19 protein-coding genes and 1 pseudogene are annotated in these 25,972 nt (G+C 68.7%); 16 read left to right on the plus strand and 4 right to left on the minus strand.

Going from position 1 to position 25,972, the window contains the following annotated elements; all coding sequences use genetic code 11:
* Positions 1-9 precede the first annotated feature (9 nt).
* From IE226_RS30225 to IE226_RS30240, 4 genes are read right to left on the minus strand one after another with little or no spacing between them, the layout of a single operon-like run.
* On the minus strand, positions 10-507 hold the full coding sequence (locus IE226_RS30225; RefSeq protein ID WP_190084591.1) for a cupin domain-containing protein: 498 nt from the start codon (positions 505-507) through the stop codon (positions 10-12).
* Positions 470-2,350, minus strand: a complete 1,881-nt coding sequence (locus IE226_RS30230; protein ID WP_190084592.1) for an FAD/NAD(P)-binding protein — start codon at positions 2,348-2,350, stop codon at positions 470-472. The genes IE226_RS30225 and IE226_RS30230 overlap by 38 nt, the downstream gene beginning before the upstream one ends.
* The gene (locus IE226_RS30235) at positions 2,347-3,195 is read right to left on the minus strand and encodes an N-acyl homoserine lactonase family protein (RefSeq protein ID WP_190084593.1); all 849 of its coding nucleotides are present in this window, start codon (positions 3,193-3,195) and stop codon (positions 2,347-2,349) included. Before IE226_RS30235 ends, IE226_RS30230 begins: the two co-directional genes overlap by 4 nt.
* Positions 3,196-3,200: 5 nt before the next feature.
* Positions 3,201-4,559, minus strand: a complete 1,359-nt coding sequence (locus tag IE226_RS30240) for a KamA family radical SAM protein (protein ID WP_190084594.1) — start codon at positions 4,557-4,559, stop codon at positions 3,201-3,203.
* A gap of 410 nt (positions 4,560-4,969) precedes the next feature.
* Here IE226_RS30240 and IE226_RS30245 point away from each other — a divergent pair, with 410 nt between their 5' ends.
* From IE226_RS30245 to IE226_RS44275, 16 genes and pseudogenes are all read left to right on the plus strand, one after another.
* Positions 4,970-6,931, plus strand: a complete 1,962-nt coding sequence (locus IE226_RS30245; RefSeq protein WP_229871624.1) for an FAD/NAD(P)-binding protein — start codon at positions 4,970-4,972, stop codon at positions 6,929-6,931.
* Positions 6,928-8,124: an MFS transporter gene (locus tag IE226_RS30250; protein ID WP_190084595.1), complete on the plus strand. Its 1,197-nt coding sequence runs from the start codon at positions 6,928-6,930 to the stop codon at positions 8,122-8,124. Before IE226_RS30245 ends, IE226_RS30250 begins: the two co-directional genes overlap by 4 nt.
* Positions 8,125-9,340: 1,216 nt before the next feature.
* A complete protein-coding gene (locus tag IE226_RS30255; protein ID WP_190084596.1) occupies positions 9,341-9,670 on the plus strand; it encodes a hypothetical protein in 330 nt (109 codons plus the stop codon).
* 58 nt (positions 9,671-9,728) lie between these two features.
* Positions 9,729-10,040 carry a pore-forming ESAT-6 family protein gene (locus tag IE226_RS30260; RefSeq protein ID WP_190084597.1) on the plus strand — a complete coding sequence of 104 codons (312 nt, stop codon included), beginning with the start codon at positions 9,729-9,731 and terminating at the stop codon, positions 10,038-10,040.
* 61 nt (positions 10,041-10,101) lie between these two features.
* The gene (locus IE226_RS30265; protein WP_229871625.1) at positions 10,102-10,503 is read left to right on the plus strand and encodes a DUF6507 family protein; all 402 of its coding nucleotides are present in this window, start codon (positions 10,102-10,104) and stop codon (positions 10,501-10,503) included.
* Positions 10,500-12,551, plus strand: a complete 2,052-nt coding sequence (locus tag IE226_RS30270; protein WP_190084598.1) for an ICP22 family protein — start codon at positions 10,500-10,502, stop codon at positions 12,549-12,551. Before IE226_RS30265 ends, IE226_RS30270 begins: the two co-directional genes overlap by 4 nt.
* On the plus strand, positions 12,548-13,402 hold the full coding sequence (locus IE226_RS30275; RefSeq protein ID WP_190084599.1) for a hypothetical protein: 855 nt from the start codon (positions 12,548-12,550) through the stop codon (positions 13,400-13,402). The genes IE226_RS30270 and IE226_RS30275 overlap by 4 nt, the downstream gene beginning before the upstream one ends.
* Before the next feature lie 186 nt (positions 13,403-13,588).
* Positions 13,589-13,879, plus strand: coding sequence for a hypothetical protein (locus IE226_RS44270; protein WP_229871626.1), 291 nt, complete (start codon positions 13,589-13,591; stop codon positions 13,877-13,879).
* Positions 13,880-13,952: 73 nt separating this feature from the next.
* Positions 13,953-15,284 carry a type VII secretion integral membrane protein EccD gene (gene eccD, locus IE226_RS30280; RefSeq protein WP_229871627.1) on the plus strand — a complete coding sequence of 444 codons (1,332 nt, stop codon included), beginning with the start codon at positions 13,953-13,955 and terminating at the stop codon, positions 15,282-15,284.
* Positions 15,285-15,485: 201 nt separating this feature from the next.
* The gene (locus tag IE226_RS30285; protein ID WP_229871628.1) at positions 15,486-16,409 is read left to right on the plus strand and encodes a CpaE/TadZ family protein; all 924 of its coding nucleotides are present in this window, start codon (positions 15,486-15,488) and stop codon (positions 16,407-16,409) included.
* Positions 16,406-20,422 carry a type VII secretion protein EccCa gene (gene eccCa / locus IE226_RS30290; RefSeq protein ID WP_190084601.1) on the plus strand — a complete coding sequence of 1,339 codons (4,017 nt, stop codon included), beginning with the start codon at positions 16,406-16,408 and terminating at the stop codon, positions 20,420-20,422. The genes IE226_RS30285 and eccCa overlap by 4 nt, the downstream gene beginning before the upstream one ends.
* Positions 20,419-21,870, plus strand: a complete 1,452-nt coding sequence (locus IE226_RS30295) for a DUF6177 family protein (protein WP_190084602.1) — start codon at positions 20,419-20,421, stop codon at positions 21,868-21,870. Before eccCa ends, IE226_RS30295 begins: the two co-directional genes overlap by 4 nt.
* A gap of 308 nt (positions 21,871-22,178) precedes the next feature.
* Positions 22,179-22,679, plus strand: a complete 501-nt coding sequence (locus IE226_RS30300) for a hypothetical protein (RefSeq protein ID WP_190084603.1) — start codon at positions 22,179-22,181, stop codon at positions 22,677-22,679.
* A 389-nt stretch (positions 22,680-23,068) separates the two neighbouring features.
* Entirely contained in the window at positions 23,069-23,560 is a 492-nt protein-coding gene (locus IE226_RS30305) for a hypothetical protein (protein ID WP_190084604.1), read from the plus strand.
* Between the two features lie 74 nt (positions 23,561-23,634).
* Positions 23,635-24,092: pseudogene (locus IE226_RS30310) on the plus strand (integrase core domain-containing protein); the annotation flags it as partial.
* A 480-nt stretch (positions 24,093-24,572) separates the two neighbouring features.
* Positions 24,573-25,928 carry a hypothetical protein gene (locus IE226_RS44275; RefSeq protein WP_229871629.1) on the plus strand — a complete coding sequence of 452 codons (1,356 nt, stop codon included), beginning with the start codon at positions 24,573-24,575 and terminating at the stop codon, positions 25,926-25,928.
* Positions 25,929-25,972: the final 44 nt, after the last annotated feature.

Raw genomic sequence — 25,972 nt, forward strand, 5'->3', positions numbered from 1 at the left:
TTCTCGTATCTACTTGCTCGGCGCCCCGCCCGAGGACAAGGCCTCTCCCTCTCGGGAGAACTTGTTGTGGAGCGAGGCCAGTTGGGGCAGGTTCGACATGTTCAGCAGGAGCAGGTCGCCCTCGGTGCCGCGGTTCTCGAAGTGGTGCGTCCACCAGGCGGGGATCAACAGCACGTCGTCGCCGTCCAGCTCGATGGTTTCCCCCGTCTCGTCCAGGACGAGGACGCCCGACCCGGACCGCACGAAGTACAGGTGCCACCAGGAGTGCGCGTGCGGGGTAGTGTGCTCGCCGGGGCGCACCGACTGGAACGTCATCGACGTGCCCGGCACGATCTCGTGCCCGCCGTCGGGGCCGGCCAGCGTCAGCGTGCCGTACTCCGAGTGATCAGCTGCTTCCAGCTCCTTGGCCAGGCTCTTCCAGGGCCAGATCACCGGTTCCGGGGTCTGCTGGACGTGGCGCTTGCGGAACTCAAGGTATGGAAACTGACGTCCGGTCTGTACCGGCATGCTCTGCCTCCCGGGCAGCTTCGTAGGAATGGGAGTGCGTCGTCGTGCGGCGGCGGTGTGTGTCCGCGACCATGTCCCGCACGGCGGCGTCGGCGTCCCGGGTGAACTGCGAGGGGAGTTTGTGCCGGGGCAGCGCGTGCGTGTAGAACCTCGGGCCCTCGACCAGGTAGCCCAGGGCCCAGGCGCCGCGCAGTGGCGTGCCCTCAGCCGTGACGGGGCGTCCCGTCTCGGTGATGTCCAGGCCGCCGGGCGCGAAGTCGCCGTTGCGGTAGGGGCGTACGAGACCGCGCTCCAGGAGCCTTGCGGTCAGCTGCGAGCGGTCGCGCTCGGGGTGGAACGCGTCGAGCCGGGCGACGACCAGTGCGTCGGCGTGCCGCGTCTCGGCGCCGCCGGAGTAGTCGGTGTGCACCGTGTAGCGGCCCCGCTCCCGGTCCAGGACGAGCCGGCCGCCGGGTCCGCCCGCCAGGTCGACCACGCCCGCCCGCATCAGGGCGAGCAGCTGGTGGTTGCGATGGCGGGGCGGCCCGAAGGAGACGCGGTTCATCACCGGCACGTACACCGCGTTGAAGATCCGGTGCGAGGCGGGCGTCAGGCCGCCGAACTCGACCGCCTCGCGCAGGGCGGCACGGGTGTCACGGATGACGTCCGTGGCAGCCTTGACCGGGCTGGTCAGGTTGCCGAGTTCGGCGTGGGTCAGATCGTCGGCGACGTGCTCGGTGAAGAAGCGCCGGAAGGCGTCCTGATCGGCGAAGTTCTTGCCGTACAGCGGGTCGAGGATCTCCTGGACGATCCGCCGCTCCTCCGCCGTCGGCTCGTACCGCTCGGACGGAACCGGCCGTCCGAGCCGCGCCGCGCGGTACGCGTAGCTCATCTCCCGTACCAGCAGGGGCAGCACGTCCTCGACGAAGTCGAGCTTGCCGTCCGGCCGGGTGGCGCGCAGGGCGCGCACCGCTTCCGGGGTGAAGAAGCGGGCCCGGTGACCGCCGGTGATGCCCTTCTGGTTGATGCCGCGCGCGCTGAAGGGCAGGCACTGCCGGGAGAACAGCAGAATGTGCGGCTCGCGTCCGGAGGGGCGGTACTCGGTGGCGGGGCCGCTGCCCCGGAACGTCCCGCCGCGTCCTGCGGTCAGTTCGGAGATCACGTCGTGGGCCGTCAGGCCGAACCCCTGCACCGCGACAGTGGAGCCGGGCGCGATGCGCTGCAGCAGGTCGACGGGGTAGGGCGTGGAGAAGTACGCGAGGTGCGGGTTGCGCTCCGCGTGGCTGCGGGAGAAGTCGCCGTAGGCGTGGTCCTCTTCGGTGGGGACGCGCTCGCAGTGGCCGGTGGTCAGGAACAGGTAGTCGACGGTGACGGTGAAGCCGCGGGCCAGCCGGACGGCGTAGCGGTCATCCGCGGTGGGCGCGACGTCCACGGCGCGGTCGCGGTGCTGAACGACGCGGACCGTGTCGGGCAGCGAACCGAGTGTGCGGTCGAAGACCCAGCTGAGGTAGGACCCGAGCATCCGCCGTGGCAAGTAGGCGTGTTCGCCGACCGGCTCGCCGCTGTCGTCGCCGGTGGGGTGGTAGGCGGCGTCGAAGGCGCGGTATCCGGCAGAGGCCGCCCATTCGGTGAACGACGGCCCGGTGCCCTCGGCGAACATCGACACCTGACTGGCGACGGTGTTGGTGAGCAGGTGCCCGGGCTGGCGCGCGGGGTGTGCGCCCTGGCCGCCGTCGCCCGGGTCGATCAGGTGAACTTCCAGCTGCCGGCCGGCCGGCAGTTCGCCGGCGAGATCCGCGATCTTCTGGAGGATGCTCAGGCCGCGCGGCCCGACCCCGACCACGGCCGCGCGCAGCGGGCTCATCGCACGGCTCCGCCGGCCGTGGTGGCGGCCATGAGGCCATCGGCGGCGGGCTCGTGCAGGCACGTCCAGTCGGGCGCTCCGGCAAGCGCCGGGAAGCGCAGCGCCACCTGAGGATCGTGACCGGGGATGACATGGTCGTCGCCGTCGGCCAGGGCCTCGATCGTGTCGTATCCGTCCAGCATCGGCGTGAGGCTCTCCAGGATGGGGAACGGGCTGCGCAGGCGGATGTTGGCCCACAGGTGGGCGGCGTCGCTGGCGAGCACGACCCAGCCGCGCGCGGTGGGCACCCGCACCACCTGGGTGCCCGGGGTGTGCCCCGGCACGGGGTGCACGGTGACGCCGGGGAGGATCTCCGCCTCACCGCGGTGCAGCACCAACTGGTCCTCGAAGAGGCCCTGGACGGCCGTGTGTACGTTCACCGGCTCGAACGGCCTGCGCACCACGCGGTGGCGCATCGAGGGGCCGGTGCAGAATCGCAGTTCCTCCTCCTGGAGGTGGATGCGGGCATGCGGGAAACGGTCGAGGTTCCCGGCGTGGTCGTAATGCATGTGTGTGATGACCACGTCCGTGACGTCGTCGGCGCTCGTGCCGAGGTCGCCCAGGGCCTCCACCGGGTCGCGGAACAAGGTGCGTCCGCGCCGCCGCGCCATCTCTTCGGGGAAGCCGGTGTCGACGAGCAGGAAGTGCCGGTCGTTGCGGACCACCCACAGGTAGTAGTCGTTGGGCATCTGCGAGCCCGGGGCGAACTGGCCCTCGTCGGTGAGGAAGTTCTCCCGTGCGGGGCGCTGGGCGTGGGTGCCGAAACGCAGCGCGAGCACCTCGTACAGGGGGGTGTCGGAGGCCACGGCGCTCACGCTCCCACCAGGTCGAGCCGCCGGCTCTGGGCCGGGACGGCGGGGGTGTCCTCTTCGAAGGGGAACCTGCGCTCGCCGAAGGCGGGCACCAGCTGGTCGAACCAGGTCGCCTTGGCGTCGAACTTCGCGTAGAACGGCTGGCGCACCAGGTGGCCGCGCCGGGCCTGCAGGAGCTGCAGGGCGAAGACCTTCTCGCCCCGGATGGTGGGCGTGCCGTCGATCATGACCTTTCCGGGAAAGGCGCTCATCGACGGGCCACGCACGGTCCGCGCCAGGCCGGAGACGCTCGCATAGGCGGTGCGGAAGATGTCGTACGCCTCGGTGAGCGGCAGCTCGAAGTAGGCGCGGGCGCCGGTGTCGCGCTCGACGAACATGTAGTACGGAACCGCGCCCAGGCGCACACCCTGGGTCCACAGCTCGTGCCAGGCGGCCGGGTCGTCGTTGATGTGGCGCAGGACGGGCGACTGCATGCGCACCACGGCGCCGGTGGAGTTGATACGGCGCAGGGCCTCGCGGGCGATGTCGGGGCGGAGTTCGGCCGGGTGGTTGTAGTGGCCCATCAGTGCCAGGTGCTTGCCCGCGCCGACTACTCGCTCGAACAGGCGCAGCAGGTCATCGGCGTCGACGTCGCTGACGAAGCGCTGGGGCCAGTAGCCGACCGCCTTGGTGCCGATCCTGATGTTGCGCACGTGCGCCAGGTCGGGGGCGAGGAGCGGCTCCAGGTAGCGCTCCAGATTGGCGGTGCGCATGATCAGTGGGTCGCCGCCGGTTATCAGCACGTCGGTGACCTCCGGGTGGCTGCGCAGGTAGGCGCACAGTCCCTCGGCGTCCTTGGCGGCGAAGTGCAGGTCTTCCTCGCCGACGAACTGGGGCCAGCGGAAGCAGAACGTGCAGTAGGCGTGGCACGTCTGGCCCTGGCTGGGGAAGAAGAGGACGGTCTCCTTGTACTTGTGCTGGATGCCGGGCACCACTTCGCCCTCCAGCTCCGGCACGTTGTGCGTGAGCTGGCCCGCGGGGTGTGGGTTCATCCGGGTCCGGGCCGCGTGGATCTCCTTGGCGAGGCGCTGCTTGTCGCCGGAGCGCAGCAGGTCGCGCAGGGTCGCGAAGTCGTCCGGTTCGAGCATCGACTCGTGCGGGAAGTTGAGCCGGTAGATCGGGTCGTCCGGTATCCGGTCCCAGTCGATCAGTTCGTCGAGCACGTACTGGTTGGTGCGGAACGGCAGCACGTGAGAAACCACTTCGACGGCCTCGCGCAGTTCCGGAGGAATTCGCTCCCACTGGGGCGCCCGCTTGATGGACGAGCGGTTGTAAGGCTTGTATTTAGCAGGGCTTCCGGCGTGACTGAAAGTGTCCATGATGACTCCCTGTCGCAGTTTTGGAAGGGGTTGGCCAAAGGTCGGATAAAAAGGGGGCACCTGGGGCGGGCGCAGGGGGGCTCCCGCGCGTCCATGCTTCCTTGCACCCGCCCTGGCCTGGCATTTCCGGCCTCAGATGCGCCGCTCGTTCGCCGCACCGGAAACATAGCCCGGGAAAACCGGACGGAAGAAATAGTTTCGGGGGCGCATTAATACGCAGACCGAATGAATCGCATTCATGAGCGTGCCGCATTAATCGGCTGCGAAAGGCATCAATCGCCGGGGCGGGCTGAAAGAAGGCGTCTAGGATCGGCCATCGCCCGGCCGCCGGACGGCGGCCGGGGAAAGTGATCACGTTGCACGGCATCCGCGCGGCACGGCGCGCGGCACAGGGAACGGGGGGTCTTCCCTTGAACGGTCGACACGGACTTGAGGTCGGCATCGTGGGCATGGGCCCGCGCGGACTGAGCACTCTGGAGCGCCTGTGCGCCAACGCGGCGACGGAGCCGGACGGCGGCCCCGTCACCGTCCACGTCGTCGACCCGGCCCCGGCGGGGGCCGGCCGCGTCTGGCGCACCGACCAGTCGGCACACCTGCTGATGAACACGGTCGCCGAGCAGGTCACGGTGTTCACCGACGCCGGAGTGAGCTGCGCCGGCCCGGTGGTGCCAGGGCCCGATCTGTACGCGTGGGCGTCGTCACTCCCCGCCGGATCCGCCTGCCATGGCGAGGAGATCCTGGCCCGGGCGCGCGCCCTTGGCCCCAACTCGTACCCCTCGCGCGCGCTGTACGGCTGCTACCTGCACTGGGCCTTCCACCATGTGGTGCGCACCGCGCCCGCCCGGCTGAGAGTTTGCGTGCATGAGGACACGGCCGTCGCCCTGAGTGCCGGCGGGGACGGCCGCGACGTGCTGCGCCTCAGCGACGGAACGCGGCTGCCGCTGGACGCGGTGGTCCTGGCCCAGGGGCACGTGCCGGGGAGCCCGGCCCGGGGGCACGGGCCCGGGAGCAGAGAGGCAATCGGACCGAGCGCCGGGGGCCCGGTCGCCGCCGGGGCCCGGCACGTGCCGCCGGGCAACCCGGCCGACGCCGACATGTCCGCGGTGGCCCCCGGCGATCCGGTGGCCCTGCGCGGCCTCGGCCTGGCCTTCTTCGACTACCTGGCCCTGTTCACCGAGGGCCGGGGCGGCCGCTTCGAGTCACGTCCCGACGGCACGTTGGCCTACCGCCCCTCGGGCCGTGAGCCGTGCCTGTACGCGGGGTCCCGACGCGGGCTGCCGTACCAGGCACGCGGGGAGAACCAGAAGGGCCCCGGAGAGCGCCACCGGCCGCTGCTCCTGACGCCCCGCGCCGTGCGAACCCTGCGCGAGCGCGCCGCCGGCCAGGCCGTCCGCTTCCGAGCGGACGTCTGGCCGCTGATCTCCCGCGAGGTCGAACTCGTCTACTACGAGGCGCTGCTGCGCCGTCGCGGCACGCCCCGGGAGACGGCCGCGGCATTCCTTCGCGTCTACCGGACAGCGCCCGTCGAAGGGCCCGCCGCAAGCCGACTGCTGGACGCCCACGGCATCAAGGACAGCGAGCGTTGGGACTGGGACGCGCTGACCAGCCCCTACCCGGCCAGCGCCCTGAGCGGACGGGCCGAGTTCACCGCGTGGCTGGCCTCCCACCTCGAGCACGACGCGGCTCTGGCGCGCGAAGGGAACGTGGACGAGCCCGTCAAGGCGGCCCTGGACGCACTGCGCGACCTGCGCAACGAGATCCGCCAGGTCGTCGACCACGCGGGTATCACCGGCTCCTCCTACCGAGACGAACTCACCGGCTGGTACACGCCGTTGAACGCCTCCCTGTCCATCGGCCCGCCCGGACGGCGAATAGCGCAGATGGCCGCCCTGATCCGTGCAGGCGTCCTCACCCCACTGGGCCCACAGATGCAGGTGACCGCCACCGCCACCGGCTGGGAGGTGTCCTCGGCCGTGGTCCCCGGCGACCCGATCGCCGTCACCACGCTCGTGGAGGCACGGATTCAGGAGACGGACGTGCGCACCACCTCCGACCCGCTGCTGCGTCACCTGATCGACTCGGGCGAGGCCATCACCTACCGCATCCCCGACCCGGACGGCGACCACCACGAGACAGGCGCCCTGGCGGTGACGCGCAGACCCGCCCGCATACTGGACGCGCACCGTCGCCCCTACCGCGGCCGCTTCGCGTTGGGCGTACCCACGGAAGGCGCGCACTGGGCTACGGCGGCCGGCATCAGGCCGGGCGTGGACTCGGTAACACTGGGGGACACTGACGCCATTGCGAGGGCGGTACTCGCCCTCGACACGGCGCGCCCGGCGGAGGCCCATGCGCTGGCGGGGGCGCGATGAACACGACCAGGACCCTTACCCGTTCGCATCCCGACACGGCCACCAAGACCGGGGCCGGCGGCCTGTCCACAGCAGTGACGGTGGCGGCCGTGACCGTGCTGACGTCACTGCCGGTCTTCCTGCCGGGCGCGGCCAACGGCCTCATCTCCGCCGAGTACGGGTGGAGTTCGGCGCGCATGGGCGCGGTACTGGCGACGTACTGGCTGGCTTCGATGGCGGGCGCGTACGTCACCAAGCACTCTGCCGTTCCCCCGGCCGTCGAACGTGCCCTGGCCCTCGCACTGACCGCCACCGCGCTGGGCCTGGGCTGCGCGGCGGCAGCACCAGCCGCCGGACTGTGGGTCAGCTCCACGCTCGGCGGTTTCGCCTACGGCTGCACGCAGCCGCACACCAACGCCTTGCTCATGCGGCGCTGCCCGCCGCGCATCCGAGCCTTCGCGTTCGGGCTCAAGCAGGCGGCGGTACCGGCGGCGACTCTCCTCGCCAGCCTCGCCATGCCGCTGCTGGCCGAACCGGCCGGCTGGCGACCGGTATTCGCGGCGACGGCAGTGCTGTGCGCGGCGGCGACCGCCCCTCTGCTGCGGCGGCGCGAGCCCTCCGGCGACCAGGCCGGTCAGATCGCCAGGCAGCGCGGCACAGTGCTGCATCGTGACACCTACCTCCTGGCCCTGAGCTGCGCCGGGTTCTTCGGCGCGATGGTGGGCAATGGCCTGGGCGGATTCCTGCTGCTCTCCCTCACCACCCACGGCACCTCGCTGGCCGTGGCGGGAGCGGTGGCCACGTGCGGCGCCGCCCTCAACATCGCGGTACGTCTGGGCGCGGGCTGGCTGGTGGGGCGTCACCCAGGCGCGACAGGAACCACTCTGACGGCCCTTTTCCTGACGGGGGCATGCGGGACGGCCCTACTCACCGGAACAGGCCTCGCACTGACCGCGGTGGGCGCCCTGCTCGCGTACGGCGGCGGCTGGGGCTGGGCAGGGCTGTTGCACTACGCGATCGGGCTGCCCTACCCCGGGCAAGAACAGCAGGCGACGGCCTACAGCCAGATGGGCGTCTCGCTGGGCGCAGCGACGGGGCCGCTGGTGTGCGGGGCGCTGTTCACGGTCGCCCCGGGAGCCGCGTGGTGGACGCTGACTCTGGCAGGGGTTGCCGCAGCCGGATGTGTCCTGGTGGCGCGACGGGGCGGGTGGTAGTCGCCAAAGTACGGCGATCCGGTCAGCGTCAGTACATCCTCACACCCTCGCGGTCATCGAGCACGTCACCCGCCGCCGCATCCGGCTCTTCGGCACCACAGGCCACCCCACCATCCCCCCCCACCGCGGCCCAGGTCCCCCGGGCCGCCCGCAGCCGGGCAGCGGAGATGCTCCCAGGGAGCACAGGGAGCCACTCCCCGCACCCGGAATTGCTCCCGAACACGAAGTAGGGGCCATCCGAAGATGGCCCCTACCTGCGACGTTTCCGTCGGGACGACAGGATTTGAACCTGCGACCCCTTGACCCCCAGTCAGGTGCACGATGCTGGTTCGGAGTCCTGAAGGCCTGTTGGCGCCCGTACGCCGCTGTACGCAGAAGTACGGCGCCAAAGAGCTTGCGTCAGATCGCCGCCACACTCCCCCGGCACCGGTGCTGGTGCCAGCCTGCCACCCGGCAGGCCGTCCGTCACGATCTTCCGGACGGCGCCCGATCGCCGGTACGTTGCGGCGAACGCCGTCCAAATCGGCGATGCTGGCCTTTCAGACTCACAGGACAATCACCGATCCAGCACACGGCCGTACGTCATCCTGTGGCGTTGGGAAACACATCGGCGGCGGGCGGGCTACCCCGCCGCCGTCAAGCAGACAGCAAACGTCTGCACCCGCGAGCGCCCTCGCTGCACCGGCGACAGCGACGCTGCCCACCGCAGAGCCGCCGCCCCCGGCCCGTCACTGCACCAGCACCCGCCGGTCAACGGGCCGACGAACGACTCGAACCACTCGCTCCTCGGCCGTCCACGATGCGCATCGAGAACGCCTTGACTCGACGACCAGGCGCACAGGCACTGATCCGCAAGCAGCGCTTCTGACTGCGCCGACCACCGGTTACGCCCTGCATCAGGCCCCGTCGTGCCCTGACCGCGACGCAAGGTCCCGGCCACGTAGCTCCCCTCAGCACCTGCCAGCGGGGCCCGATCCTCTCGGGGCCGAACTGACACGCTGCTGGTGAGCACGGAGTTGGGCTACTTACGCCAGGACGCCGCTGCTGACGCCATGCGACAGATCACGCCACTTCAGCCCAAACGGCGTTGCGTCTGCAACGCGCGATGGGAGAGGATGTTCGATACGCTACGGGGCGTGAGTGATGTGTGCAGCTGCTGTGACTGACAGACGGCGAGCGGCGCACATCATAGTTGGCGATTTACGGGGGAGGACTCATGAAGTTCGACATGGGAGACACGACTCTCGCGGTGCTGGGGAAGAACACCGCGGGGTCCAGCGATGATCTCGGTACGCTGATCAGCTTGCTGGTCCAGGCGGCCGAACCGCTGGAGGGCAAGTTCAACGGGGCAGGCAAGGCGACCTTCGACGCATTCAAGCTCCGGGCGGACGAGATCACTTCGGACCTGAACGGGGCACTGTCCTCCATCCTGGGCGGCCAGGCCGGCATGGACACCGCATTCGGCTCCGGCGACCAGGAGCAGTCCGACAACGCCCACCAGAACATGGGCGCGGCCAACTTCGATGGCGCCCGCTTCTCGGCCTGATCCTGCCGAGTCAGCCGTCTCGCACACCCAACACTTCACACATAGGGGGAATTTCGCCATGGCTGGAACCCAGGACCGTCGCTCCTACGACACCGGCGCCTCGGCTGACGTGCAGGGCGGCCTGCAGATCATCATCGGCCAGCTGGAGCGGGTGCTCGGCGACCGTGACCGCGCGGTGAAGGCCGCGATGGCCGACTACCAGGCCGACGGCGTGTCGGACGACTACCACGGCAAGGAAGTCCGCTGGAACAAGGCAGCCAACGAGGTCCGGGAAATCATCCGCCTCGTGCGCACCACGCTGGAACAGAACGACGGCACCGCACAGTCGACGCTCGCGCGGGCGCGGGCAGCGGTCGACAACATCGGCTGAACGACCGACCGCTGCGAGCCGACGCAGATACGGGGACACGGGGCTGAAGTAGGGGGTTGGCATGCCGAAATGGGATATTGAGCCGGGCGGGGTGAGTCTCGTCCTGTCGCACGTGAACGACGTACTGGGCGCCCTGGACCGACACGTCGGTGGGTACGGAGAGGACCTGGAAGGCGCAGCGAAGTGGTCCGGAGCCCTTGTATCAGGGGAAGCCGGCGGCGGAGGCCAGAGTCCCGTCGGGGGCCTGGTCGCCTCTGCACTCGTCCAGTTCGCCGAAGGCACAGCCGAGGAAGTGCAGTTCATCGGCGCGCGGGCCGGGCAGTCGGTCAGCGGCGCGGCGCTAGCCACCGCCGCCTACGAGGCGGGCGACCTGGAGATCGCGGCCGAGATACAGCAGTCCGCGGCCAGCGTCGTCGACCCGATCCTGGAGCGTCCCATACCCCTTACGCGAGGCTCTCTGTGATCAGCGCGAAGGACATCCCCCACTTCACCGGTGATCTGGAACAGTTGGAGCAGCACGCCTCCGGACTGCGGAACCACGCCGGCGCCCTGCGCCAGGCGGGCAGTGTGGCGCACAGCAAGTTCCAGGGACTCGGGGCCTTCTACCATGCACCCGAGGCGGAGAGACTGTTCGCCTCTACGGCTCCGGTGCGTGATCGTGCGGACGTGTTCGCCTCAAAGATCGAAACGGTCGCCGGGGCGCTGGACGACTACGCCGGCGCGGTCCGGCCCATCATCGCCCGCCTGGACCGTCTCCGGACCCGCGTGGCCGACTTCGCGGCGAGTCTGAAGACCGACAGCGGCGAGATCGACGACGAGTGGACCCAGGACCAGGACAAGATCGACCAGCACGATGCCCTGTGGGCCGAAGTCAACCAAGCCCAGGCCGACTTCACCACCGCTGAGATCACCGCCAACAACAAGATCACGGCACTGGTGGACGGTGCCCAGTACGTCCAGCAGGGCTACGAGGGCACCTTGGTCCCACTCGGTGCGCAGATCTACGGCTACACCGCCGAAGCTCTCAAGCACGCTGACAAGTTGCCCTGGGGCACCCCGGAGGCCCTCACCTACGACAAGTTCGACATCTCCCACCACGTGGAAGAGGCCGGCGTCAGCTTCAAGGAAAACGTCGTCGGCACCGTCACCGGCTTCATCGACCTCTTCAGCCCCGGAGCGGACGGCAACGCGGCCCGCAAGGGACTGGGCATGGCGGTCCTCGGCCTGGAGTCCTACCTCTTCGACCCGCTCAACCAGAAAGACTCACCCTGGAAGCAGCAGGTTGCCGAGGGCCGCCCGTACACCAAAGCCTTTGCCAAGGGCCTGGTCGGCTGGGACGACTGGGAAGATCACCCCGCCAAGGCCGGTGTCACCGTCGCCTTCAATGGCCTGACCATCGCCTCGGGACCACTGGCCGCCGTCTCGAGAATGGCCAAGGGCGGCACCGTCGCGAAAACCGCCGGCACCCTGGCCAGGGTCGGCGAGGCCATCGACCCCATCAGCGCGACAGCCAGGACCGTCGGCGCCACCACCCGCGCCATACCAAAAATCGCAGAAGCCACCGCCCACGCCCGCGCCGGCTTCGGCAACGCGCCCGGCACCGGATCCACCAGCACCGTGCTAAGACTCTCGGCCAACACTGAACTGCACTTGGCCAACGGCGAGTTCATCATCTTCAAAGATGGCGTCCACGACACCACACCAGCGCCAGTCGAGCCGGCCGCCAACAGACGCGCACCCTCCATCGAGATGCCACACGACCACCAGCTCGTCGGCGCAGGCGCGCGGGCGCCGGAAGCCGGTGCTCACGCGGGCGGCCAGAACCTGCCGCCGCAAGCCAACCACGGCTCGCCCCAAAGCTCGGCGGGCAGCGGAGGCGAGGGGCCGAGCAGCCAGAGAGAGGCGGGTGGGCATGGTTCCGCCCACCGGAATCCTGCGGGCGGTGATAATCATCATGCGCCTTCTCAGCCCGTCGATCCGTCTCCAGGCGGGCCGGGTGGAAACTCTGCTCCTGGCTCCGGACAGAGCGGAGGAGGACATGACGAAAGTCGTCGACCGAAGCCAGTGGAGGAGTGGAGGTCTGAAGACGACATCGCCGGCCCGGCCAGAGGAAAGACACTGCTGTACCCGCATTACCGGCATCAGCTCAGTGGCGTTCGAAGCGGCGCCGTAGACACCGACAACACACTGATCCTTCCCGAGACGAAGGAGAAGGTTCGTGAGGACATTGCGGAGATCGCAGCGGGCCGGGCGGCCTTCGAACCGGAGACACAGCGATACCTTATCAATGGCAGAAGGTACGCGGTTGAGCCCAACGGTCGAATCTTCCCGGTGGGAGGTCCCGGATTGGTCGAAATGAATCGGGTCGAATACTTGGCACTCAAGCACATCATGAAAGCCGAAGGCGACATGAGTAGACTTCAGACAATGTTCAGCAAGGATCCCAAGTTTAGGGGAAATCCGCAATCCGTGGAAAAGGCGATCAGACTGTACAGGAAGTACTACGGATGACATACGTCTTCATGACCACTAGCAGTAAAGCTCCCGAAGTCATGTCCGGACTCCTTATCGAGGCATTCGATGTCCAACTCTCCGAGACGGATGTTTCAGACATCTCCGAGTTGGAATCACGGAACTGGGATGCCTTGGTCACTTGCGAATATGAGCGACTCGAAGGGGACTTGGCCTGGTCACTGACCGTCTACGCAGCTGAGGAGGTGAAGCAACGGCCATCCGAGACAGAGTTGGCGACACTCATGTCTCAGCGGCTCGACGCTCCCGTCTTCTTCGCCTCGGGTATCGGGATTCCTTGGATCCAGAGGGTTGCCATGCCCGAAGGTGGTTCCACACTGGCCCGTGTGATCGAGTCCGACGAAGAGAGGCCCCGCCTGGCTGTTGAGGCAGCGGAATCTTCGATCACCGGATTCCCCACCCTCCCCATCCAGCACTTCCCTGAAGTCGTACGCGCCGTTGCTGTCCCCACTCCGGTGACAGATGCCGCCGTACCAGCCAAGCCCGCCCGAGAGCACGAGGAGATCCGCGGACTGCTAGTGAATTGGGAGCGACTTGGCAACCGTATGCACTCCGGGTGGCCTCCTGCCGGCTGGTACTCAGCCGAGATGTACAAGGAGGACTTGGAACTCCGGGATCGACTGGAGGTGCGATTGAGGGCACTAGCCGAGGGGGAACAAAAAGCGATCAGCGCTTCACTCTCCGTACTGGACGCCCACTACCGCACACTAACCAGCAACGATGGAGGAGAATCCCTTCGCAATGCGTTGGGAAATGAGGTCGCCAACACTGCTGAACGGCGTTGGTACTGGCATCGCTGCCCGGATCCTCTGCCGTGGACTTCGGAATGATCGCTCCATGCATGGCCTTCGATGCCGACATGCCGATCCAAGTCGAGTCTGAATACCTGCCTACAGCCCTTCTGCAGCGCAGGTGGGTAGGCGGGTTCAATACCTGAGCACGGTGAGCAGTGAGGGAATGGGGACTGCGTACCCCTAAGCCATGCGGTAAACGAGTTGGAAGAGAAGCGTATAGCGGTGCCAGCCCAGGATTACGACAGCCAATTGCTGGAGTCGGTGTCGGTACGGCGCCGACGGCTCCGAGACGCCCTGCTGTTCGGGGAACAGCGGCAGCGGCGGTCCGTGGACGAGCGGTTGGGGAGAGTGTTCGCCGGGGTGGTGATCGCCGCGGTGTTGTGTGCCGGGTGTGTGGGGTGGTCGTTCATTTCGAACCGGCTCATCGGCAAGAGCCCCTACAGCACCTCCGTGCCTTCGTCCCCGTCGTCGACTACCTCCCCCTCACCCTCCGTAAGCCCTTCTTCTCGATGATAGGTTCGAACGCGTGATATCTGCGGGGCCGTTGAGCCGCACGAGTAATGCAGGAAGTGCGAGTCGTACGGCCTTGAGCCGGGTCACCCTGGTGGGAGAGCAGCGGCGGGTAGACCTCGTCCTTCCCTCCCAGGAGCCCATCGGGCTCCTGCTTCCGGAAGTGCTGCGGCTGCTCGACGATCAGGCTGCCGCCCGGCCCATGCTGCGTCACCTCGTCACCGCCGACGGTTCCGCGCTGGCGCACGACAGCACCCTGGAGTCCGCCGGTGTCGCCGACGGTGCCGTGCTGCGGCTGGTGCGCGTCGAGGATGCGCCGTCCGCGCCCGTGGTGCATGACGTCACCGATGAAGCTGCCGATGATCTGGATGTGCGGGCTTGGCGGTGGCGGCCCGCTGCGCGGCGGGTGACGGCGGGGCTGGCCACTGTGTTCTGGGTGGTTGTCGCGGGGGTGTTCGCTGCCGGTCAGTTTGAGTCAGCGGCGGCAGGCAACGCGCTGGCTGCTGTCGCCGTGGTGCTGGGACTTGCCGGCGCTCTGCTGGGGTGGCGTAAGCAGCCCGGCCTTGCCACCACGTTGATCGTGTCTGCTGCTGCATTGGGCATCCTCGGGGCCTGGACGCTGGGCGATGCCCATGCCTGGGACTCTCCGGTGCTGGTGGCTGGCGTCGCCGTCAACGTCGTACTCGCGCTGCTCCTTCTCGGGTGGTTCTCGCCGTTGGGGCGCGGTGCCCTTATCGGGGCCGCGGCCGCTCTGGGGTGCCTTGTTCTGTGGGAGGCGGCTTTCGCGCTGCAGGAGGGTGGCCGGACCGGAGTCGAGCAGTCCCGTATGGGGGCGTTGCTCGCCGTCGTGTCGGTGGTCGTGCTCGGTGTGCTGCCGCGGCTTGCCTTGATGGCCTCCGGGTTGTCGGGGCTCGATGACCGGCGTACCGGTGGGGCCTCGGTCAGCCGGTACCGGGTGGGTACGGCACTGACCGCGACGCATCGTGGACTGGCACTGGCCACCCTCGTGTTGGCCGTCTCCGCTGCGGCGGCCGGGCTGATGGTGTTGCGTGCCCCCTCGGTGTGGACCGTCCTCGTGGCTGTGGTCACCGCCCTGGTCCTCGGGCTGCGGGCGCGCGCCTACCCACTCGTCGCGGAGGTGGTGGGGTTGTTCGCCGCCTCGGCCGTCGTCGTGGTGGCCCTTGTCGGGGTGTGGCTGGAGCGGTCGGCCGCGGGGGAGCCGTTGGCCCTGCTCGTCGCGCTGGCGCTGATTCCTCTGGTCGTGCTTGCGGTGCAGCCCGCCGATCACGTACGGGTGCGGCTCCGCCGCGTCGGTGACCTGCTGGAGTCCGTAGGAGTCATTGCCCTGTTGCCGCTGGTCATCGGGGTGTTCGGTGTGTACGGGCGACTGCTCGACACCTTCGCGTAGGGGTGCGGCATGGCTCAGAGGGGAAGCGATTGGCAGCGTGACGTGCTGCGGGAGTTGGGGGCTGCTCCGGCGCAGCCCACTGCCGAGCTCCCACAGTCCGCCCCGGAGCCGGCACGGGAGAGGGGGGCGCGGCGGACCACTGCTCCAACACCCCGTTCGTCGGCAACCGGCCGACCAGCACCTCGCGACCCCCGCGTCCCGATGCCCACCCCCGAATCCGTCCCCACCGTCGACCCGCGCCTCGCCCGCGCCCTGGGCAGCCCGCAACACGGTGACTCCGCCGTACGGCGCACGGGGCGCTCGCTGCGCAAGCTCACCGCCTCGGCCGGCCAAGAAGTCGCCGAGCAAACCCGCCTCGCCCGCGAAGTGCAGCAGCCGGTGACCACAGGACGGGTCATCGCCGTGACGTCCATACGCGGCGGCGTCGGCAAGTCCACCGTCTCCGCCCTCCTCGCCCGCACCTTCAACCACTACCGCCACGACCCTGTCCTGGCCCTGGAAGCCGACGCCGCGCTCGGCACCCTGCCGGTACGCCTCGGCGCGGAGTCGGTGCGCTGGTCCTGCGCCGACCTGGCCCGCATCCTCAGCCCCGAAATGCAGCTCACCGACGTCACCGGCTACCTGGTGCCGGTAGCCGACGGCGGCTGGCTGCTGCCCGCCAGCCAGGGCCGTGTGGGCGCACCGCTCGATGTACGCACCTATCGCACCGTCACCCTCGCGCTGCGCCGCTACTTCGCGATGTTGGTGGTCGACTGCGAGACGCTGCCCGGCGAGGTGGCGCGTACCGCGATGGACACCGCACACGCCCGTGTGGTGGTCGCCCCGATGACCGCCGAAGGCGTCAACGGCACCCGCATGGTCCTCGACTGGCTGGCCCAGCTGCCGCACTCGGCCCTGGCCACCACCGTCGTGGCCCTGTCCGCCAACTCCCCCGACATGACACTCGACCTGAAGACGGCCGCCGCGCACCTGCGCGCGACGGGAGCTGCCGTGGTGCCTCTCCCCTACGACCGTCATCTGGCCCAAGGAGGCCCCATCCGCACCGGCATGCTCAGCCAGAGCTCCCGCGACGCCGCCGTCCAACTGGCCGCCGAGGCGATGCAGCGGGCGGTGCGGGTGCGATGACCCAACACCTCATACACCGCCCGGCCCGTTCCACCCGGCCGCAGGCCGCCGCTCCCGAGCGCACCATTGAACCGCCGCCCAATCTGCCCGAGGGCAAGATGGGAAACGCGGCGACCGCGCTGCTTCCGATGGCCGGCGTCATGGGCTCGGTCGTCATGATGACCGTCATCCGCAATAGCCAGTTCGCCGCCATCGGCGCGATCGTCCTCGTCTTCGCCCTCCTGGGCGCGGTGGCCCTGTTCCTGTCCCAGCGCGGCAAGGCCCAGCGCACCCGGCGTACCCAGCGCGAGCGGTATCTCGAATACGTCGAGGAGCAGCGCGACGAACTCGGCGCTACCGAGCGGGAGCTGCGGCGTCAGGCACGGGTCCTCAATCCGCCGCCCGCCGCGCTGTACGACCTGGTGCGCGACCCGGCCCGGCTGTGGGAGCGGCGCCGGCTCGACGCGGACTTCCTGCGGGTGCGGCTCGGCACCGGCGACGTACCCGTACAGGGTCTTGCGATCGGCCAGAACCAGGGCAGCGGGGTACTGACCCCGCCCGACCCGTTCATGCTGAACGAAGCACGGGCGCTGCAGCACCGGTTCACCACCGCGAGCGACTTCCCGCTGACCGCGCCGCTGGACAGGGCGGGCAACGTCAGCATCATCGGCGAGCGGGACGGCGTACTGCGCGCCGCCCGTGCCCTGCTGATCCAGACCGCCGTGACCCACGCCCCCGACGACGTCGCCATCGCCCTCGGTGTGCCCGGCGAACGCTTGGACGACTGGGAGTGGGCGAAGTGGCTGCCGCACGTCCTGGACCCGCAGCAAAACGACGGGCCCGCCGCCGCCCGGCGCATCGCGCCCAGCATCGAGCAGCTCGCCCGGCAGTGCGCCCCGGATCTGCGGCGCCGCTCCTCCTACGCCGCCGAAGTACGCCGCGGCCTCTCGGACCGCAACGCGTTGCGCATGAACGACCGGCTCCTGGTCGTCAGCGACTGCCACGGCAGCACGGCCACCGAGCTCCCTCGGCCCGACACCGCCGTCGACCTGACAGGCATGGGCGTGACCGTGCTGCATCTGCTCGAACAGCAGGTCCACGAACCCGACCAGGTGAGCGTTCGCATCATCGTGGACGGCGAGCACGTCACGGTCGAGGATCTGCGGGCACCCGACGCGCTGCCCGGTCAGGGCACCGCGGATGAGGTGAGCCTGGCGGGTGCTGAGGGCCTGGCCCGCATGCTCGCCCCGCTGCGCCTGTCGGCCGAGTCCGCGGCCGAGGGCACCCCCATCTCCGGCCCCGTCGACTTCCCCACCCTCCTTGGCATCGATGACCCGGCATCCCTCGACCTCGACAAGCTGTGGGCGCCACGCGGCGAACGTGACTTCCTGCGCGTCCCCATCGGCCTCAACGACCGCCACGAACCCGTCCTGCTTGACCTGAAGGAGTCCTCCGAACTGGGCATGGGCCCGCACGGCCTGTGCGTCGGCGCGACCGGCTCCGGCAAGAGCGAACTGCTGCGCACTCTGGTCCTTGCCCTGGCCGCCACCCACTCCCCCGAGGACCTGGCGCTCGTCCTGGTCGACTACAAGGGCGGGGCGACCTTCGCCCCCTTCACCGAACTGCCGCACGTCGCCGGCGTCATCACCAACCTGGAGAACCAGGCCGAGCTCGTCGAGCGCGTCCACACCAGCCTGGCCGGCGAGGTCAAGCGCCGCCAGCAGGTCCTCAAGGACGCAGGCAACGTCGCCGACATCGGCCACTACGCCGCCCTGCGCGCCAAGCAGCCCGAACTCGAGCTGGAGGCGCTGCCGCACCTGTTCGTCGTCATCGACGAATTCGGCGAACTCCTCACCGCCAAGCCCGACTTCATCGACCTCTTCCTGTCCATCGGGCGCATCGGCCGCTCGATCGGCGTGCACCTGCTGCTCTCCAGCCAGCGCATCGAGGGCGGCAAGCTCAAGGGCCTGGAGACCTACCTCTCCTACCGCCTCGGTCTGCGCACCTTCTCCGCCGACGAGTCACGCACCGTCCTGGACACCGTGGACGCCTTCCACCTGCCGCCGCTGCCAGGCTTCGGCTACCTCAAGGTCGACACCTCCACCTACGAACGCTTCAAGGCCGGCTACGTCTCCGGCCCCTACCGCGGCCCGACCCTGCGCGAGCAGACCGACGCCGAACCCCTCGCCTGGCCCTACCCCACCTTCAACACCGGCCAGGACCCCACCACGGGAGCACCCGTAGAACCCGCCATGCGGGAGCGGGAGACCGGACCGACCGTCCTGACGACCATGGTCGACCAGCTGTGCACCGCCGCCCCTCCGGTCCGCCGCATCTGGCTGCCGCCACTGCCCGACGCGATCACCCTCGATGCCGCCGCCGGCCCCGTACAGGCCTCCGAGCGCGGCCTGCACCTGGCCACCACCACCGGCGCCATGCAGATCCCGCTGGGCGTCCTCGACGACCCGGCCAAGCAGTGGCAAAAGCCCTGGATCCTGGACCTGACCGTCGCCGGCGGACACGCCGCCGTCATCGGCGGCCCGCAGTCCGGCAAGACCACCCTGCTGCGCACCCTCGCGCTGTCCCTGGCCCTGACCCACACCCCGCACCAAGTCGCCGTCTACGGCCTCGACCTGGTCGGCGGCGGCCTGACCGCACTCTCCGGGCTACCGCACGTGGGCGGCATCGCTGGCCGCGCCGACCACGAACGCGCCGCCCGCACCGTCGCCGAGGTCCGCGCCCAGCTCGCCCTGCGCGAGGACCTCTTCCGCGAACACGGCATCGACTCCGTCGACCAGCTACGCCACCTGCGCGCCCAAGGCAAGCTGCCCGAACTGGGCTCGACCGACATCGTGCTGCTCATCGACGGATTCGGCGCCCTGCGCGACGAGTTCGCCGAGCTCGACGACACCGTCGCCGACCTCCTCAAGCGCGGCTCCGGTTACGGCATCCACATCGTGGCGGGCATGCTGCGCTGGAACGACGTCCGCATCGCCACCCAGTCGATGTTCGGCACCCGCATCGAACTGCGCCTGAACGACCCCTCCGACTCCAGCGTCGACCGCAAACTGTCCGAGACGCTGAGCGCGGACGCCCCGGGCCGCATCCTGACCGACGCCAAGCTCTTCGCCCACACCGCCCTGCCCCGCATCGACGGCCAGCCGACCACCGCCGATCTCGGCCCCGCCCTGGAACGCGCCGGGCGTACGTTGCGGGCCAGCTGGCACGGCGAACTCGCCGCCCCCGTACGAGTCCTGCCCACCGCTCTGCCCGCCGCCAAGCTGCCCTCGGTCACCGCCGAACCCTCGCGCATCCCGCTCGGCGTCGACCAGGACGCCCTCGCCCCGGCGTTCCTGGACCTGACCGGCCAGGACCAGCACCTGCTGATCCTCGGCGACAACGAGTGCGGCAAGACCAACCTCCTCAAACTCATCACCGGGCAGCTCATCGACCGGCACAGCGACAAGGAACTGGTCTTCGGCGTCTTCGACCCGCGCCGCGGACTGCGCGGCGTCGTCCCCGAGCCCTACCGCGGCGGCTACGCCCACAACGCCAAACTCGCCGCCGCACTGGCCACTGGTATCGCGGGCGAACTGGAAAAGCGCCTGCCGGAGACCGCCGACCCGGACACGATCACCGAGGGACCCTCGTTCACCGGGCCCCGGATCGTCATCCTCGTCGACGACTACGACATCCTCACCACCGCCGGCCAACAACCCCTGGCGCCCTTCCTTCCCTACATCTCCTCCGCCCAGGACATCGGCCTGCACTTCATCGTCACCCGCCGCGTCGCCGGATCATCGCGCGCCCTGTACGAACCCTTCCTCACCACCCTGCGCGAAACCGGCGCCACCGCCCTGCTCATGACCGGCGACCGCACCGAGGGCCAGCTCTTCCCCGGCCTCTACGCCTCCACCCAGCCCCCCGGCCGCGGCACCCTGGTCCGCCGGGGCCGCCGCCACCAGCTCATCCAGACCGCCCTCGCTCACAACAGCGAAGACGCCGCAGCACCGGAAGAGACACAACACCCGTGACCAAGGACGTCATCGCCCTCACCCCCAAGATGCCCGACATCAACACTCTGCTCGCCGGGCTTTTCGCCGGCGGCCCCGACCTGGGCGTCAACTCCCTGGCCGAGGGGGCAGTCGTCCAGCTCTGCGCTCCGAACGGCCGCCCCCTGGTCTCCGTCGAGGCACCCCAGTTCATCCAGGTCCCCGGCGAGGCGCAGCGCCTGCTCGGCGCCGAAGTCACCACCCCCAACGGGCCCTACTGGTGGACCGAGGCCCGCGCCTCCACCGCGGTCGAAGAGGGCGAGCGGCTCGCCGGCTCCTTCGCCGGACGCCTGGCCGCCGTGCTCGGCGGCACGGTCTGGCCCTCAGAGGCCGCCCACACCGATGTCGTCCCGCTCACCTCCGACGACGTCACCGCGAACCCGGCCCCCGCCACCGCGTCACCGGCCGTCGACGTCCTCACCGACAAGGCCGCGGTCGTCATCCAGGACCGCCCCGTCGTCGCGATGACCAGCTGGCTCGCCGACGCCCTGCGAGCGTCGACCGCAGACGACCGCGCCCTGCAGATCGTCACCCCGGCACACACCCGCCTGACCCTCCCCACCCGCACCGCCCTGCAGGGCCACCCCAACCGGTGGGTCGTCCAGGACCCGTCCTGCGGCTACTACGACGGCCTGTCAGGCACCGAACTCCACTGGCAGGAAGGCCACTTCACGCCCGTGAGGTCCAAGGAGGGAAGCCCTCGGCTCGCGGAAGCCTTCAAACCCGCCCCCGCCGCCTCCGCCCCTTCAGGCGAACGCCAACTACTTCTCTCCTTCCAGACCACTCACCCCGCCGACGAACATCTCCAGCTCGGCGGCGCCCTGGAAGCGGCCTGGAAAACCCTCACCGGCACCTCACCAGCGGGCTGGTCCACAGCCGAACCCATCGCCCTGCCCTGGTCCCCCCGCCAGCTGACCGAACTGGCCCGCGCCCGCGCCCAGAAGAACGCCCCCACATGGCTGACCACCGTCGGCACCCCCGACCGCCCGGCTCTCGCCACCACCCGCGTCACGCACACATCGGCAGGTATCGAGGAACACATCACCTTGGCGCTGGGCTACGCCACCGACGAGAACCCGCCCGTGGACGTCATCGCCCCGCTGGCCGAGACCCTGGCCACTACGCACGGCCTGACATCCATGCTCGCCACACTCCGCACCGCCCGCCGGGACCTCACCGTCCCGCCCCGCTTCGAAGCCCCGCCCATCCCCCTCTCCTTCACCCTGGGCGCGGAGGCCGTGAACGAGATCGGCCTCGCCCGAGCCCAGCGCCCGCCCGAGGGCCTCCGCCCCAGCCGCCTCGGCCCCACCGCACGGCCCGCGCTCCACTACACCCTGGGCGACGGCACCGACCCGACCTCCTGGACTGTCCTCCAGCAGCTCACCCAACACCTCAAGGCCTCCCCCGAATCAGCCAAATCACCTCGGTGAACCAGGGCGAACACGGACCGGCGAACAACCCCAGACAGTACCTACGCAGCCGTGCCGCGCCTGACAAGCACCGTCGGGTCGTCCTGAGCTAGGTCGCGCAGGTGCACACCCCAGAAGTCACGGCGTCCTTGGTCTCCGCCGCGGAAAACGGGGACGCGGCCACACTCGTCATGCAGGAACCCCTCGGCGGGCAGTAGTAGCAGGGGATCTTGGTCGGCGATAGACGCCTCGGCCCGCGCCAGTTCCACAGCCAGCGTGCCAATCATCGTCAGTCGATGGCTTGTCCCAAGCGGCGGTGAAGCGGCCTATTGGCCAAGCTCGCAGCCGTGCTGGCGTCGGCCTTCCACGTCGATGTTCCGGATGTGGATGTTGCCGACGCCCTCGGCGATCCCGACCTGCGGAACTGGGAAGCTGCCGTGTCGTGCGAATACAGCACGCTTCGCGGGAATCTGGCGTGGTCTTTGGAGATCTACGCCCAGAAGTTCGTCACCGGCCCTCCGTCGGAGTCGGTGCTGGCACAGCAAGTCGCCGCCGCTACCGGGGCAGTGGTTCTCTTCCCTGCCGAGGAGAATCTGCCCAGCGCCTACTGGGCAGCCACTCCCGAACGGCACTTCACGCGGGTTCGCCTCTATGAATCCGACGACGAGGCGCCCGTCTATCGCGTGGACGCCATCGAATCCCCGGTCCGGCAGTTCCCCGACGCACGAGTCATGAGAATCCCGGAAGTAGTCAGGGAGTTGAAGATCCCAACCCCGGTCTCAGACAGCTTCGACGACCAGGGTCCCCGCACAGCCCCCCGCTCCAGGTGAGCCGGTGCACATCATTTCGGATCGCCTCAGGGCATGGGAGAAACTCGTAGGCCACCTGGCCTCTGGATGGGCCGGCTCCGGCTGGTGCCCTCCGGACCTGTACCGAGAGCGCCTCGACGCGCGGAGCGCCCTCGATGCTGCCCCCGGACAGCTCCCTCCGGCCGCGGCGGCGGTGCTCCAACGCAGCCTTCAGCAGTTGGACAGCGCCTATGTCGGGCTCACCATGGAAGACGGACAGGGCCTGCTGGCCGAGCTGCTCCTGGGACCGGAACCGCGGAGTGCGCAGCTGGGCTGGTGGTGGTATCGACGGCCCGAACCGTTGCCCTGGTAGTCCGGTGCGCCCCCGGCACGGCATGCACGGCGAGAGGCTTCCCGAAGGGCTCAGCCAAGTGACCAGCAACTGGACCTACTGCGAGGAGTGGAACAACCTCACCGAGGAACCTATGGACCCGCTGACACCGGAGCAGGCACACGCACGCCATACCTCAGGTGACCTGTACACCGCCGTCCTGTTCGCCGACGGCAACCCATCGCCTGAACTGCGCGTCGAGGTCCTCCTGGAGACCGCATTCACGGCCGTCATCTTTATGGACAAGCTCGGACGCGATGAATTGCGCTACAGCTTCACGGTGATGAACGGCGCCCTCTTCCTGAAGACGGTCAGGGCCTACGACTACGGGGAATCCCAGGAGCAGGGCGGCTACGCGGACGCCTGGCGCATGGAGTCATACGACTTCACACCGGACGGCATCGCTGTCCAGGTGGTCGAAGTCGGAGACGAAGTCTCCAGCGAGAGCCGTCGAAACATCGACGTGACCGGCAACTGGGAGCCCATCCCCCAGTTCGGCGCCTACGACTCACTGATCCGACGGGAACGGTGAGCAGCAGCCGCTATGGATTTCGACTGGATTGAGTTCGGGTGCCCAGGGCGGCAGTTGACAGACGCTCGGCCTGGCTGCGCTGGCAGCGCGACTTGATCTAGCGGCGCCATGCCCGCACCTGCAGGCCGAAGAGACCAGGCCGGCCACCCACGGTCCGCTCGATCCGCGCGCTGATCCTCCGACTGGTCCGGGAGAACCCGTCGTAGGGCTACCGCCGGGTGCACGGGGAACTCGCCACCCTCGGTATAAAGGGTCGCCGTCTTCACCGGATACCCCGCATGAACGCCATCATGGAACGCTGGGTCCAGACCTGCCGCCACGAACTCCTGGACCGCACCCTCGTCTGGAACGAGCGCCATCTACGCCACGCGCTCCACCGATTCGGACTGCACGACAACACCGACCGGCCCCACCAAGCGACGGACCAGACAGCCCCCCCTACGCGCTCTCCCACGCACAGATCACCCAACTGAAAGAACGCCGGAGAGACCGCCTCGGCGGAGCCCTCCACGAATACCAACATGCCGCTTGAACTGCACGGATAGAGTTTTCGGCAGGCGCAGGTCTGGCGCTCATCGCCTACGGGCCGGGCCCGGACTCCTGTGTCACCGACGTCTACTTCATCCCTGCCGAGTACCGCACCGAAGGCGCCTGACAAGCCGCCTACCGCGCATCAGCGCCATGCCTTCCGAAGGGCCGGACTCGGTACGCGCGAGCTCCACGTCGGCCGCCGTCCTGGCTGCCGCTGGGCGAGAGCGGGCAACAGCGAACAGGCAGCCCGCGTGCGGGAAATCCCGAACGCCAGGCTCATAGATCGGCACTTGTTCCGGGTCGCACCGCGGCCGGCGTTCTTCGCCATTTTCCGATTTGGATCACGCCAATCTGTACGTCTTACGCCTCGGCAGTTGAGTCGCCTGTTAAACGTGGTGCTCCCGTGCCCCACGAGGAGGGTGCGGCGGAGCATTGAGGGGGGAAAGTGCAGAGAACTCGAATATCGCGTCTACGCGTTTCCATGGTGCTGCTTCCGGCGGTACTGGCTGCATTGGTCGTACCGCTCGGTAGCGCCCAGGCAGATGAGGCCGCCTCGGAGATCATCACTACCAGCGGGCCCATCGGGGCCAAGACTCCGGATCTCGCTGAGCTGAGGAAACCCGGAGCCTGGGACAGGTACCTCAAGAAGGCCGCGGCTGCCGAGGCGCAGCAGCCCACGGTGCCGCACGAAACGGTCGGGCCCGCGCGCTCTGGCGCAGCCCGGTCGCCTGAGGAATCGGCGGTGCCCCCTGCAGAGCAGGACCCTGCATCCGCGCCACAGGTATCGCTGCCTGAGCCCTCTCACACCATGTCTAAGGTTGAGTGTCTCGAAGGTCTGGGGAGCAAGGAGTTCTTCATCAAGAGCCGCTTTGCCGTGTGCTCAGGACGCGAGTTCACTAACACGTGGTTCACTAACCGGGAACCACTGGGGATGAGCCATTTCACGGTACTGGCCATCGGGACCATTGCGAAGAACAGTCGCACCATGACCGTCACCTACCACTTCGTCGGCTTCAATGCTACGGGGCGGCAGAATGCGGCTGGCCTGGGCATCACGACGCGGGTGAAGATCGCACAGAGCTGGCCGAGCACCGCGAAGTACAAGCTCGGCGGAACTGCCTTGCCCCTGAAGAAGACGTGGTCACAGCTCGTTGCTCAGGGCAGCTTCAAGCACACGGTTTATGCGGCCGCCGACCAGGGATCCAGCGGGTCCACGGACACCGTATTCGCCGCCTACCAGCCCAACATCAAGTTGTCGCCCCCGCCAGGCTGGACCATCGGCCTGCCCAGCGACAGCGACATCTTCATGCTGCCGCCCCGCTGGGACAAGGCCACGTACCTGCCGAACAGAGCAAAGGGAGCAGCGGTGTTCAGCGTGGTGACAGCGCTGAAATTGAGCACAAAGCCGAGTGCTCCGGAGTGGGATGTGGCCAAGCACATCAAGCTGGCCTACACCAACCCCGGCGCGACCAAGCCGCCCTACAGCGGTAAGAAGCTCCCCGGAAATAGCGCAAATGCGCCGCTGACACGTCTGTACAAGGACGCAGCTCGCAGGAAAGAGAATCGCAACAGGGCAATCTACAACTGCAAGAAGTATTACGGGGCGGATTACACCGAGGGCGGCAGGAAAGAGTGCGACGAATTCCCCATGGCCACTACGTACGAAGGTGCAGCCAAGTCCAAGTACGACCCTCGGGCACACCCGAAGAACTTCAGCGCAAAGCCCGTGGATGAAAAGGCGAACGGAGCAGCCGGAAACCTTTCCGCACAGTACTACGACAAGAACAGGATCCTGGACGGTCCGGATGACGGGTTCCTGGTGAAGATCACGTCCTGATGCGGCTATGAAGCCAGGGGTGAAGCGAGGCTACCCCACCCCTG

Origin of the sequence: Streptomyces longisporoflavus, assembly GCF_014649775.1 — a bacterium.
GTDB lineage: Bacteria > Actinomycetota > Actinomycetes > Streptomycetales > Streptomycetaceae > Streptomyces > Streptomyces longisporoflavus.

Bases quoted from the DNA above. Each gene is read 5' to 3' on its own strand.
- IE226_RS30260 (WP_190084597.1), top strand. From the start codon at position 9,729: ATGGCTGGAACCCAGGACCGTCGCTCCTACGACACCGGCGCCTCGGCT.
- IE226_RS30265 (WP_229871625.1), top strand. From the start codon at position 10,102: ATGCCGAAATGGGATATTGAGCCGGGCGGGGTGAGTCTCGTCCTGTCG.
- IE226_RS30275 (WP_190084599.1), top strand. From the start codon at position 12,548: ATGACATACGTCTTCATGACCACTAGCAGTAAAGCTCCCGAAGTCATG.
- eccCa (WP_190084601.1), top strand. From the start codon at position 16,406: ATGACCCAACACCTCATACACCGCCCGGCCCGTTCCACCCGGCCGCAG.
- IE226_RS30240 (WP_190084594.1), bottom strand. From the start codon at position 4,559: ATGGACACTTTCAGTCACGCCGGAAGCCCTGCTAAATACAAGCCTTAC.
- IE226_RS30255 (WP_190084596.1), top strand. From the start codon at position 9,341: ATGAAGTTCGACATGGGAGACACGACTCTCGCGGTGCTGGGGAAGAAC.
- IE226_RS44275 (WP_229871629.1), top strand. From the start codon at position 24,573: ATGGTGCTGCTTCCGGCGGTACTGGCTGCATTGGTCGTACCGCTCGGT.
- IE226_RS30285 (WP_229871628.1), top strand. From the start codon at position 15,486: ATGCCCACCCCCGAATCCGTCCCCACCGTCGACCCGCGCCTCGCCCGC.
- IE226_RS30250 (WP_190084595.1), top strand. From the start codon at position 6,928: ATGAACACGACCAGGACCCTTACCCGTTCGCATCCCGACACGGCCACC.
- IE226_RS30225 (WP_190084591.1), bottom strand. From the start codon at position 507: ATGCCGGTACAGACCGGACGTCAGTTTCCATACCTTGAGTTCCGCAAG.
- IE226_RS30230 (WP_190084592.1), bottom strand. From the start codon at position 2,350: ATGAGCCCGCTGCGCGCGGCCGTGGTCGGGGTCGGGCCGCGCGGCCTG.